The sequence below is a fragment of the Acinetobacter sp. AM genome (genome assembly GCF_003105055.1).
Lineage (GTDB): Bacteria > Pseudomonadota > Gammaproteobacteria > Pseudomonadales > Moraxellaceae > Acinetobacter > Acinetobacter tibetensis.
In genome coordinates, this window is the sequence record NZ_QETG01000030.1 from 1 (window position 1) to 11,718 (window position 11,718).

10 protein-coding genes and 1 pseudogene are annotated in these 11,718 nt (G+C 37.9%); 7 read left to right on the forward strand and 4 right to left on the reverse strand.

The features are described 5' to 3' along the window. Window positions 1–99 precede the first annotated feature (99 nt). Window positions 100–639: pseudogene (locus tag DCO44_RS14130) on the forward strand (OprD family outer membrane porin); the annotation flags it as partial. Between the two features lie 142 nt (window positions 640–781). Here DCO44_RS14130 and DCO44_RS14135 read toward each other — a convergent pair. The 3 genes from DCO44_RS14135 to DCO44_RS14145 all read right to left on the reverse strand — a co-directional run bounded on the left by DCO44_RS14135 (window position 782) and on the right by DCO44_RS14145 (window position 3,389). Continuing rightward, on the reverse strand, window positions 782–1,984 hold the full coding sequence (locus DCO44_RS14135; protein ID WP_116762978.1) for an MFS transporter: 1,203 nt from the start codon (window positions 1,982–1,984) through the stop codon (window positions 782–784). Window positions 1,985–2,275: 291 nt separating this feature from the next. Beyond that, window positions 2,276–2,677: a rhodanese-like domain-containing protein gene (locus DCO44_RS14140; protein ID WP_116762980.1), complete on the reverse strand. Its 402-nt coding sequence runs from the start codon at window positions 2,675–2,677 to the stop codon at window positions 2,276–2,278. 289 nt (window positions 2,678–2,966) lie between these two features. After that, window positions 2,967–3,389 carry an Lrp/AsnC family transcriptional regulator gene (locus DCO44_RS14145; protein ID WP_116762982.1) on the reverse strand — a complete coding sequence of 141 codons (423 nt, stop codon included), beginning with the start codon at window positions 3,387–3,389 and terminating at the stop codon, window positions 2,967–2,969. A 211-nt stretch (window positions 3,390–3,600) separates the two neighbouring features. Between DCO44_RS14145 and DCO44_RS16660 the strand changes: the two genes are divergently transcribed. From DCO44_RS16660 to DCO44_RS14170, 6 genes are all read left to right on the forward strand, one after another. Further along, window positions 3,601–3,756: a hypothetical protein gene (locus DCO44_RS16660; RefSeq protein WP_165815724.1), complete on the forward strand. Its 156-nt coding sequence runs from the start codon at window positions 3,601–3,603 to the stop codon at window positions 3,754–3,756. Window positions 3,757–3,826: 70 nt separating this feature from the next. Beyond that, a complete protein-coding gene (locus DCO44_RS14150) occupies window positions 3,827–5,056 on the forward strand; it encodes an aspartate aminotransferase family protein (protein ID WP_116762984.1) in 1,230 nt (409 codons plus the stop codon). Then, window positions 5,057–6,094 (forward strand): arginine N-succinyltransferase, encoded by a 1,038-nt coding sequence (gene astA, locus DCO44_RS14155; protein ID WP_116762986.1) that lies wholly within the window; start codon window positions 5,057–5,059, stop codon window positions 6,092–6,094. It abuts the gene before it with no gap. Then, window positions 6,091–7,557 (forward strand): succinylglutamate-semialdehyde dehydrogenase, encoded by a 1,467-nt coding sequence (astD, locus tag DCO44_RS14160; protein ID WP_116762988.1) that lies wholly within the window; start codon window positions 6,091–6,093, stop codon window positions 7,555–7,557. Before astA ends, astD begins: the two co-directional genes overlap by 4 nt. A 522-nt stretch (window positions 7,558–8,079) precedes the next feature. After that, the gene (locus tag DCO44_RS14165; protein ID WP_116762990.1) at window positions 8,080–9,543 is read left to right on the forward strand and encodes an amino acid permease; all 1,464 of its coding nucleotides are present in this window, start codon (window positions 8,080–8,082) and stop codon (window positions 9,541–9,543) included. Between the two features lie 241 nt (window positions 9,544–9,784). After that, complete coding sequence (locus tag DCO44_RS14170; protein WP_116762992.1) at window positions 9,785–10,255, forward strand: hypothetical protein; 471 nt, start codon at window positions 9,785–9,787, stop codon at window positions 10,253–10,255. Between the two features lie 280 nt (window positions 10,256–10,535). On the opposite strand, the gene DCO44_RS14175 is transcribed toward DCO44_RS14170, so the two are convergent. Beyond that, the gene (locus DCO44_RS14175; protein ID WP_116762994.1) at window positions 10,536–11,603 is read right to left on the reverse strand and encodes an asparaginase; all 1,068 of its coding nucleotides are present in this window, start codon (window positions 11,601–11,603) and stop codon (window positions 10,536–10,538) included. Window positions 11,604–11,718: the final 115 nt, after the last annotated feature.

The window sequence follows — 11,718 nt, forward strand, 5'->3', positions numbered from 1 at the left end:
CAATATATTTCATGCATAAATTATGCATGAAATATCAAAAAATGTCGGTGCAGAATTACAGCAAATGATTGTTCGGTTTATGAGTTATGCAAGTTGTCTAATTTCTTAACGGATGTTCGCTTTTTTAACAGTAATGATACGGGAAGTGAAAAAATAGGCGCTGTGGATAATCGTCACTTAAGTGGGTTGTTTGGTCTCAACATGCAGGGGCATACGCTCTCGATTGGCTATATGCAGTCTTTTGGTGATACAGGTCTGCCATTCTTATCAGGTGCTGAAAGTCCAGTTGTGCTTGATTTTATGAGTTCGGATTACTCGAATAAAGATGAAAAAGTGGTTTCTTTACGTTATGACTATGATTTTAAAAATGTTCGTCTGGGTGAAACTTCACTCAATGGTCTGCGCTTTATGACGCGTTATGCCAAAGGGGATGACATTGATTTATTAACATATGGCGACCGACGTTTTAAAGAAGAATCCTTAGAGTTTGAGCTCGGTTATCGCATACCAGAAGGGCGTTTAAAAGGCTTGGGGCTTAGAACGCGTTTTTCTCATTATCGAAATGATATGCCAACCAATATGACCTTCCATTCAGCAAATGAAACGCGTATTAATGTGGATTATAGTTTTAAATTTTAATACGATTTTCTTCTAGTTTTTTAAAAGATAGCTTATTGATATTACATATGAATAAGCTATCACACACCAATTCAACTTATAAAATTAACACACATAAATCAATAGCTTAGTCAAAAATCAATTTACCAAGAACAAAACTTCATTAGGCTTTTGACATCGTCCTATAAAAACCCAAGATACCCAAAACAGGACCAAATAAAAGAATCCAAGCAGAATCTAAACCTATATGATCAAAAGCATAGGTCGTAAATGCAATGGATACGATGGTTATCGCAAAGCCAATAGAATTCTGAATAGAGAGTGCTGCACCCAGTTTTTCTGGAGGACAGGCAACCGAAGCCTGTGCAGAAAATTGTGGTGAATCTGCAATGACAGATGCACTCCATACAATTAGAACAATCAGCAATGACCACGCAGGTAAATAACGCCAAGCCAATGCAAAAATCAGACAACATAGACCAGAGAGAAATAAAGCCCCCATAGCAACGCGATCACTGCCATATATCTTTGACCAATATCCACCTAAAAGACAGCCTATAGCACCACATGCCATAATTAAAAATGTCGCCAATGGCACATTCGATAAGCCGAGGGCTTTTAAAACGCCTGAATGAGCAATAAAAAGAGGCAAAATGGTCCAAAAAGCATATAACTCCCACATGTGGCCAAAATATCCGATTGCGGAGGCTTTAAATTTTTTGATTCTAAAGACTTGGAATGCATTTCCAGTCACTATTCTTTTTTTAACGACCTGCGCAGGTTGGTCATCACCCAATATAAAAATAAGCAATGCAGCAACTAATGCCAAAATGGATGAGAAAGTAATCACATAATGCCAGTTTAAATTGGCTGATAAGCCATTCATGGCATGGGGCAATGCCGTACCCAATGTAAGCATGGCAACCAAAAGTGCTAAAACTGCTCCGGCTCGATGAGGTGCCCATTGCACCACCAACTTCATCCCAATGGGGTAGATGCCAGCCAAACATAGACCCACGCAAAAGCGGTAGATCATGCCATCGATTAAACCCTGTGCTAACCAAGCAAAACATAAATTAAACAATGCACCCAACAGTGCTGCACCCGTAAAAATAGAACTCGCTTTAAAACGATCTGCAAAACCCGTAAAGGCAATCAAGAAGGTTCCAAGAATAAAACCTGCTTGTACAGCATTGGTTAGCCAACCGATATCTGCAACTGTAATATGCCATTCTTGAATTAAATTGGCTGCTGCACTATTTGCACTAAACCATAACGATGTCCCAAAAAGCTGGGCAAATGTAATAATCAGGATTGCATGTGAAGAAAAGAAGTGATGGGCTTTACCGTGCATCTTAAAATCCATACTCGCTATCCTTAGCTTGTTCGTGTGAATAAAGTCCTTTTTAGACCAATACGATTCTGTTCTTATGTAAATAAAACTTTCATTGCCTTATTCATTTTATAGCTATTTTATTATTTTAAAATCTGATTTTCATCATAAAAAATATAAGCACTGCTATTGAAACGACTTATGATAGAGAGCGATACAGTCAAGATTTAATCGTGGAAATACAGGTGATTAAATCCAAGAATGATTAGAAAAAAAATAGAAGAAACTGGACTTTTAGCATTAGAACAATTTCTTCTAGATGTCTTAACCCGCACAACCACAATCGATACTCGTTCCAGCACGAGCATTATCACCCATCGTTTGGTAGCCATCTCGTTTCCACCAGTCCAAACCACCAATTAGTTCTTTAACCTGAAAGCCTAGAGTCGACATTTTGAGCGCCGTTTTGGTCGAGGCATTACAGCCAATACCATCACAATAAGTGACATACAACACAGTTTGATCCAAATGAGCTAATGTCTCCTGCGTAATACTTCGATGCGGAATATTAATTGCATTTGGAATGTGCTCATGTTGATAGGCTATAGCGCTGCGTCCATCAACTACAATAATCTTTTGTCCCTGACTTAATGCTTCAAATAAATCCCAAGAGTCCATTTCATAATTTAACTTGGCTTGATAAAACTCTAATTGCGATACTGTCATACTTATATTTCCTTGTAACTCATAAGATTATCTCGCTTACATCCTAACATTACTTTTCATTTTCTAAAGTATTTTAAATACCGTCTTCTCCATTCCCCCCAACAGGTTGTTTTAATGGTAAGAAAGCTTCAATTAAAACACTATTTCATTGTTTAAAATACTTAATAAACAACTTATAAAAGTAGATAAATTTTAGTTTGTAAGAAATAAATAAAACCTAAATTTTATCTATATTTAGAGTTCTTCAGCATTTTGATTACGAGAATACCCAAATTAAGTTTTATTAAGATTAGGTTTTAAAAGTCGAGAGCAAGATACTCGTTTCGCTATTATAAATACCAGAAATGCATCGAATTCTTTCTAAGACTTTATCAAAAGTCTCTAGCGAATCCGCTTGAATTTCAACCAAAATATCCCATTTCCCATTGGTTTTATGTAAGCGTTCAACGGCTGAATCTAAACGTAATTCACTAATGACCGATCTGGCTTTAGTACCTTCTACCATGATGCTCATCCAAGCACGAATAATATTTTTCTCTACATCTGGACGGTATCGCACAGTATATCCTGTAATGATGCCAGAGGACTCCATATAGTCAATTCTGCTCTTGATGGTTGGACGAGATACCCCCGTTTTTTCCGCCAAATCTGTGACAGACATTCGAGCATTTTCTTTTAGCAAACCGAGAATTATTTGGTCTATTTCGCTCATTTTGCATCCTGCAATTGTCAATTTGGAAAAAAATAATTCATTTTAGAAAAAACTACAAATTTTTTAAGTCATTTTGATCCTTAATAATAGAAAAATGCGCTAAGCCTGCTGATGATTCGGTTTTATTTCAGACTTAAATTTAGTTAGAGATCCAAAGTCTCGCTAAAGGGTTTTAAGCGCAGATGGAAGCTTAGGTCGTTAAGGAAAAAAGATGACTAACACAGAAAATTATACTGGCAACGCGATTGTAGGTTCTTTTCCTCAATCCAGAATTTCACGCGGTCTAAAACCGTCTTCGTCATTTTTTATTTTCTATAACGCTTATAGCTACACGGAATTAGGGCACATCGCACAGCCGCATGAATGAATATCCAGACCGATTTCAGTAAGCCACTAAAGATAAAACGAATTTAAAACCTATTGGAGAGAATAGCAAAATGAATAACTTAGCAGTGACGCGTAAAAACTTTAATGATTGGATGGTTCCAGTTTTTGCCCCAGCAAATTTTATCTTAGTGCGTGGTCAAGGTTCTCATGTTTGGGATCAAGATGATAAGCAATATATTGATTTTGCAGGTGGTATTGCAGTAAATGCATTAGGTCATGCACATCCAGTTGCAGTTCAGGCCTTAACGGAACAGGCGACTCAACTTTGGCATATTGGCAATGGTTATACCAATGAACCTGTTCTTCGTTTAGCAAAGCAGCTCGTTAAAAACACATTTGCAGACAAAGTTTTTTTCTGTAATTCAGGTGCAGAAGCAAACGAAGCTGCTTTAAAACTTGCACGCAAAGTCGGTTTGCTCAGTGGTCATGCAAATAAAAATCAAATTGTTGCGTTTAAGAATGCATTTCACGGCCGTACTTTATTCACTGTGACCGCAGGTGGTCAGCCAAAGTATTCTCAAGATTTCGCACCGCTACCAGAAGGTATTCAACATACTGCATTTAATGATTTAGAGCAGGCAAAAGCCGTGATCAATGAAAATACTTGTGCCGTTATTGTTGAACCTATTCAAGGTGAAGGCGGCGTACTTCCTGCTGATCTTGAGTTTTTAAAAGGCTTGCGCCAACTCTGTGATGAACATGGCGCCGTCCTGATTTTTGATGAAGTCCAAACAGGTGTTGGGCGTACTGGCTCACTGTATGCCTATATGAATACAGGTGTTACTCCTGACATTCTAACCACTGCCAAAGCTTTAGGGGGTGGCTTCCCAATCGGCGCGATGATTACCACAAATCAATACGCCAATATGTATGCAGTGGGTGATCATGGCACAACTTATGGCGGCAACCCATTGGCTTGTGCAGTGGCAAATGCGGTATTCGAATTTATCAACACGCCAGAAGTTTTAGAGGGTGTTCAGCAACGATTTGATTATTTTGTCACTGGTCTAAATAAGATCAATACGAAATTCAATGTTTTTGAGCAAATTCGTGGACAAGGTTTACTCATCGGATGCGTCTTGAAAGCAGAACATGCTGGTCAAGCGAAAAATATTGTCAATTTGGCAGGTGAGCAAGGCTTACTGGCACTGGTTGCAGGTCCAAATGTTGTTCGTTTTACACCTTCACTCATTATTCCATTTGAAGATATCGATGAAGGGTTAAGCCGTTTTGAGCAAACTCTTGAAAAATTTTCACACGAATTGAAGGAGTGTGCATAAATGATGATTATTCGTTATATCCGAGAAGATGATATCAATGACATCTATCAGCTTGCTGAAAAAGCAGGTTATGGGCTTACTTCATTACAGCCCAACTTGGAAATTTTGGCAGCAAAACTGAAACGCGCTTGCGATACCGTGCGCGGCAAACTGAGCAAAGCAGATCAAGGCTATTTCTTTGTTTTAGAAGATACCAGCATTAACAAAGTGGTTGGACTCTGTGGGATTGAAGTTGCTTTGGGCTTAAGTGAACCTTGGTACAACTTCCATGTGGGCACTCAAGTACATTCTTCAAAAACACTCAATGTGTATAAGGCGCATCAAACTTTGTTTTTAAGCAATGACCATACTACGTGTAGTGAATTATGTACATTGTTCCTCGATCCTGATTATCGTAAAGAAATGAACGGGAAATTTCTTTCAAAAATCCGCTTCTTGTTTATTGCAGCATTCAGAAATATTTTTGAAAAACGCATTGTTGCAGAAATGCGCGGATATTCGGACGAAGTCGGCAACTCTCCGTTCTGGGATGCAGTCGGACATAAGTTTTTCGATATGGAATTTAGGAAAGCGGATTATCTTAGCGGTACAGGGCAGAAGTCTTTTATTGCAGAACTGATGCCACGCTATCCGTTATATGTCGATATGTTGCCTGCAGCAGCCCAAGAAGTGATTGGCAAAGTCCATCCCAATACCTTACCTGCTTATAAATTATTGTTAGGTGAAGGTTTACGTTTCCAAGGTTATGTCGATATTTTCGATGGTGGCGCGACTTTAGAAGCCGATGTAGAGAACTTACGTTCAATTAAAGAAAGTACTGTTCTTCCAATTGAAATTGTTGAAACAGTAACCTTGAATGAAGCTGAACCCTACTTAATTTCAAATGACCATTATCAAGACTACCGTGGCCTTTTGATTCAGCATGATCCTGAGCAAAAAAACATACAGTTAACGCAAGCGCAGGCTGAGCAACTCAAAGTAGCTCAAGGTGATGTGGTTCGTGTGTTGTCCTTAAATCCAAAGGAACACAAAGCATGATTCAGGGCAAACAATTTATACAAGGACAATGGCTGAATGGGCATGGTGCAGAATGGATTAAAACAAATCCTGTCAGCAACCAAGCACTCTGGACTGCTCAAGCAGCCAACCAAGAGGATGTCGAAAAAGCCACACTTGCCGCACGTCAAGCCTTTCCTACATGGGCGAAATGCGCATTAGAACAACGTATCGAGATCATTGAACGTTTTGCAGCATTATTGGAGCAGAATAAAACTCGTCTGGCAGAAGTCATTAGTCAGGAAACCAGCAAACCGCTTTGGGAAACACTGACGGAAGTTCAGTCCATGATTGCTAAAGTGGCAATTTCTGTACGTGCTTACCATGAGAGAACAGGTTCTAGTGAAACTGTCATGGCAGATGGCGTTGCATCATTACGCCATCGTCCGCATGGAGTATTGGCTGTATTTGGACCTTACAATTTTCCAGGTCATTTGCCCAATGGGCATATTGTTCCCGCCTTAATTGCAGGAAATACCCTCGTATTTAAGCCCAGTGAATTAACCCCATGGACTGCTGAAGAAACAGTAAAACTTTGGCAGCAAGCAGGTTTGCCTAATGGTGTTTTAAATCTGGTACAAGGGGGGCGCCAGACAGGTGAAGCACTGGCAGTTTCAGCACAAATTGATGGTTTACTTTTTACAGGTAGCGCCAATACAGGTTATCACTTGCACAAGCAAATGGCTGGCAGTCCAGAGAAAATTCTTGCTTTAGAAATGGGGGGTAATAATGCACTCATTATTGATGAAGCTGTTGATGTAGATGCCGTGGTTCATTTGGTGATTCAGTCTGCTTTTGTTTCAGCAGGGCAACGCTGTACGTGTGCTCGCCGAATTTTGGTGAAAGAAGGTGCCAATGGTGATGCCTTTGTTCAGCGCTTTGTTGAGACTGCACAAAAATTAGTAGTGGGTCACTGGAATCAACAACCACAGCCATTTATGGGAGGGGTAATTTCATCTCAAGCTGCCGATTTAATGCTGAAAGCACAACAACAATTATTAGCTCTAGGGGCGACTGTGCTGTTAGAAATGACACGTCCTGATGCTGAAAGTTCACTACTTACGGCTGGGATTCTTGAGGTTACAAAAGTTGAAGTCCCTGATGAAGAATACTTCGGCCCTTTAACCACTATCTGTCGTTATAAAGACTTTGATGAAGCCTTAAGTCTTGCAAACAAGACCCGTTTTGGGCTGTCTGTGGGTTTGGTTTCACCAAATCGGAACTTGTTCGATCGCTTAATTATTGAAGCGCGTGCAGGAATCGTGAACTGGAATAAACCATTAACGGGTGCATCTAGTGCTGCACCTTTTGGAGGTGTAGGGGCTTCTGGGAATCATCGTGCAAGTGCTTTCTATGCAGCCGATTATTGTGCGTGGCCTATGGCTTCATTAGAAAGTGACACAGTTATTTTACCTGAGAAGCTTTCACCTGGTATTTGCTTATAAATATCAGGGTTTATAAATACTTAGGATATTCATAATAGAATTGGTAGTTTTTTATTTTAAACTATCAATTCTTAAAATAAAGAGCACTAGACTAATGGATAATTGCAACTATTCACTCGAATATTTTTTAGCTAAATGTACATTTTTAATTAAACAAGTGCTTTTAAATTAAGCAGAAATAAAGAGCAATTAAACAAAAAAGTCTAAAGTGTGCTGTATGATCCACCAGAAATTTTATTCAGTTAAATATGCTACTAAACCATATTTAACCTGATTATTAATTAGTCATTTATTTGAATTTTTATTGGAGTGATTATTGGGTTTTAGATAAATCATATTTAAGTCATCCATTTAATTAAAAGCGATCAAGCAAGACTTAAGAAAGCAGAATAAATGGATTTTTACGCTCAATTATTTAAATTAATTTTATGTTGAATTTAAATAAATAAGATTATTCATTATGTGGGTTAAGTCGTTATTAAAGGATTTGTAACGGTTGTTATAAATTGGAGTAAACATTACATGAGTAAGAACAAGGGAAAGCAATTTCTAGAAGGAGACCTTCTTGGAAGTCAGCACATGACTGAACAAGATGAAGAAAAATTGCAACGCTCATTGACAAATCGTCATATCCAGATGATTGCCATTGGTGGTGCAATTGGTACTGGATTATTTATGGGTTCTGGTAAAACACTGAGTATTTCAGGAACTTCGATTATTCTGACCTATTTAATTATTGGATTTTTCTTTTTCTTTGTTATGCGTGCAATGGGAGAACTATTGCTTGCAAATACAAATTTTAAAACCTTCGCCGATTTTGCGACCGCATATTTAGGCCCATGGGCAGGTTTTTTTCTAGGTTGGTCTTATTGGTGTAACTGGATTATTACCGCTATTGCCGATGTTATTGTAATAGGGGGGTATATGCAATTCTGGTATCCCGATATGCCCGTATGGATACCTGCCTTTGCTTCACTCGCCATTTTGACCATATTAAACTTTGTTGCAGTAAGAATGTTTGGTGAATTAGAGTTCTGGTTCTCCCTAATTAAAATTGTTGCGATTATCTTATTTATTGTCGCGGGGCTGTATTTAATTAGTACCCACTATGTTTCTCCAAATGGTGTGACAGCATCTTTCTCACATTTATTTGAAAGTGGCTCCATGTTCCCATACGGTTTAACTGGTTTCTTGGCTGGCTTCCAAATTGCTATTTTTGCTTTTGTCGGTATTGAATTGGTCGGAACCACTGCTGCTGAAACCAAGGATCCACACAAATCACTCCCTAAAGCCATCAACTCTATTCCATTAAGAATTTTGTTGTTTTATGTAGGCTCATTGGTTTGTATTATTGCTGTGACGTCTTGGGCACAAGTTTCACCAGAAAAAAGCCCATATGTAGAAATGTTTACCCATGTTGGTTTACCCATTGCAGCAGGCCTAATTAACTTTGTTGTTGCAACATCAGCTCTTTCTTCTGCAAATAGTGGTATTTTTGCGACCAGCCGTATGTTATACGGTTTATCTTTAGAAAATGATGCGCCTAAAAGCTTTAGCAAGTTGTCAAAACGTAAAGTTCCGATTCGTGGTTTAGTTTTCTCTATGGTGTGCGTAACACTTGGAACATCAATTCTATTTATTGTGCCAAATGTCATGACTGCATTTACGATTATTTCTGCATTAACGTCAATTTTATGTATTTTTACATTTATGTTGATTGTACTTTCTTATATTGCATATCGTAAAAAAGACCCTGAATTACACCTCAAATCAAATTATAAGATGCCTGGTGGACTCTTCATGGCATGGTTTACTATGTTGTTCTTGGTTTTCACGATTGTCATTTTAGCTTTAGATCATGATACTTTAATTGCACTTGCACTTTCTCCAATTTGGTTTGTGGGTCTCTTTATTGGTTACCGCTATAAAAAGAAAAAAATCTTAAAGCTTAATCTATTAGATCAAGGCAAGGTAGATTACGTTTAAAACGTTTCTCTAAAATTGATTTGAATAAATAGCTAGAACGAGATGCTCTAGCTATTTTTTTAATGAATAAACTCTAAACTTTAAATAAGATACTGATATGAATAAAGTCACCTAAAAATAAGGATAAAATTCAATAAGATTTGTTTTATTTAAAATTATTTCAGCTCTTCTTTTTCTGAAAAAAAAGGCTTAGAGTATCTCTATAACAATAATCTTCTCAAGGATCGCGGGGAGTCAGAAAATGAACAATATCCAGAAAATAATTTATGCTTTATGTTTCATTGGCCCATTTTTTTCTATAGCTCAAGCAGAAACCTTATCTGAACATTCTGATTTGGCAAGTATTACGGCTAGCTCTGGAGAAAGGGAATCGAATCCATTAGATCAGTATGCAATAGACACCACAACATTTTCTAATGCAGCGTTATCTATCGCGTCCTTTTCTGCCTTGGCTCAGTATGAACGTGCCAGCAATAAAAAAAATGAAAGCATGCAAATGCCCCCCGAAATAAAAAATTTAGAAGAAACAAAAGCAAATGCAGCAAACTCTGTCTTTCGCCGATACAACTATCTATTGACCAGTCGCTCAGCAGATTATAGCTCGAAGACCAATTATTGGTGGAATGCCAGTAATTATAGTTGTATTGCAACAGTTACATACAATGGACGAATTAATGCTGTGAATAGAGTCAATTCTTCTGATTGTCAGTGACATTTTCAGTCTTGATAGAGCAGGATGAGTAAGATTTAAATTATTTTTGCTGAGTGGCGATTGGCAAAATATTACAAACTTTAAAAAAATATATTTTTTAGATACAAAAAAAGGGCTAGAAAATAACAAAAAACATCACAAAAAAGGCTTCTTAGAAAAAGGCCGAGTGATTGAAAGTATGAAAATTAAAAAAATTAAAGGCAGATTCATCTAATTTTTGCTGAATCTGCCTTTGATGTTTTAGATCAATAGTTTTAGATCAATAACGTTAATTTAACGCTTAGTAGTTCCAGAACATGTTTTGAATTTCTTTTGCATCATTGGTTTTGGTTAATGCTAAAGCCATTAAAAGACGTGCTTTTTGTGGATTCAAATCATGTGCTGCAATCCAACCATATTTATCATCAGGTTGTTCGGCATTACGAAGTACAAACCCTTGCGCAACACGTGATGAACGTACAATTTGAAGACCTTGTTCATCATGTAATTTTCTTACCTCAGGAACTAGATAATTCGCCATTGAACCATTACCCGTACCTGCATGAATAATCGCTTTTACGCCAGCTTTAGCAAAAGCTTGGTATGCATCAGGCATCATATTGTCCGAACCATACACAATCTGCACACCTGGTAATGCATCGCCCTGAATTTTTTCGATATTAAATTCAGAATTATTGGTATGTTTTTTTACAGAACTTCTGAACCAGTAAGGTTTACCTTCAACCAAAGTTCCCAAAGCTCCCCATTGGCTTACAAAGGCATGGGTATGAATGTTGATTCCTTTTGTAACATCACGTGCAGCAAAAATCGAGTCATTCATTAGCACCATTACGCCTTTGTTTTTTGCTTCATTAGATGAAGCAAGCGCAACTGCACTATACAGATTTAAAGGACCATCTGCCGATAGAGCAGTGGATGGACGCATAGAACCTACCAATACGATTGGCTTGTCTGTATGAACAACTAAATTAAGAAAGAATGCTGTTTCTTCCATGGTATCAGTACCATGAGTAATCACTACGCCATTCACTGAAGGTTTCTTGACCAGATCATTCACTTGACGGGCTAAAGACAACAATTCCTTGTCTGTAATACTTTCAGATGCAACTTGAAGTGCCTGAATACCTGTAATATTCGCCAAATCGTTTACTTGAGGAACTGCTTTAATTAGCGCATCAACAGGTACTTTTGCAGCACTATAAGTTGCGCTGTTCGTTGAACTTGCACCCGCGCCTGCAATAGTGCCACCAGTAGCAACAATAACAACATTGTTTTTTGCATAAAGCGACATAGATGATGCAAGGAGGGTAAGTGCCAAGCCGCACGATTGGAGAGTTTTACTTATCATTAACCAAATCCTAGTTCTGTCAATTCCACTAATTGTAATGTTTGATTTCAACAAACACATTTCATATTTAAGTTTCTTTAATTCAAACAGTCATTGGCATTTTGTATAAATACTT

Coding starts and splice junctions, on each gene's coding strand:
- DCO44_RS16660 (WP_165815724.1), top strand. CDS start 3,601: ATGACTAACACAGAAAATTATACTGGCAACGCGATTGTAGGTTCTTTT.
- DCO44_RS14170 (WP_116762992.1), top strand. CDS start 9,785: ATGAACAATATCCAGAAAATAATTTATGCTTTATGTTTCATTGGCCCA.
- DCO44_RS14175 (WP_116762994.1), bottom strand. CDS start 11,603: ATGATAAGTAAAACTCTCCAATCGTGCGGCTTGGCACTTACCCTCCTT.
- DCO44_RS14165 (WP_116762990.1), top strand. CDS start 8,080: ATGAGTAAGAACAAGGGAAAGCAATTTCTAGAAGGAGACCTTCTTGGA.
- DCO44_RS14145 (WP_116762982.1), bottom strand. CDS start 3,389: ATGAGCGAAATAGACCAAATAATTCTCGGTTTGCTAAAAGAAAATGCT.
- astD (WP_116762988.1), top strand. CDS start 6,091: ATGATTCAGGGCAAACAATTTATACAAGGACAATGGCTGAATGGGCAT.
- DCO44_RS14135 (WP_116762978.1), bottom strand. CDS start 1,984: ATGGATTTTAAGATGCACGGTAAAGCCCATCACTTCTTTTCTTCACAT.
- astA (WP_116762986.1), top strand. CDS start 5,057: ATGATGATTATTCGTTATATCCGAGAAGATGATATCAATGACATCTAT.
- DCO44_RS14140 (WP_116762980.1), bottom strand. CDS start 2,677: ATGACAGTATCGCAATTAGAGTTTTATCAAGCCAAGTTAAATTATGAA.
- DCO44_RS14150 (WP_116762984.1), top strand. CDS start 3,827: ATGAATAACTTAGCAGTGACGCGTAAAAACTTTAATGATTGGATGGTT.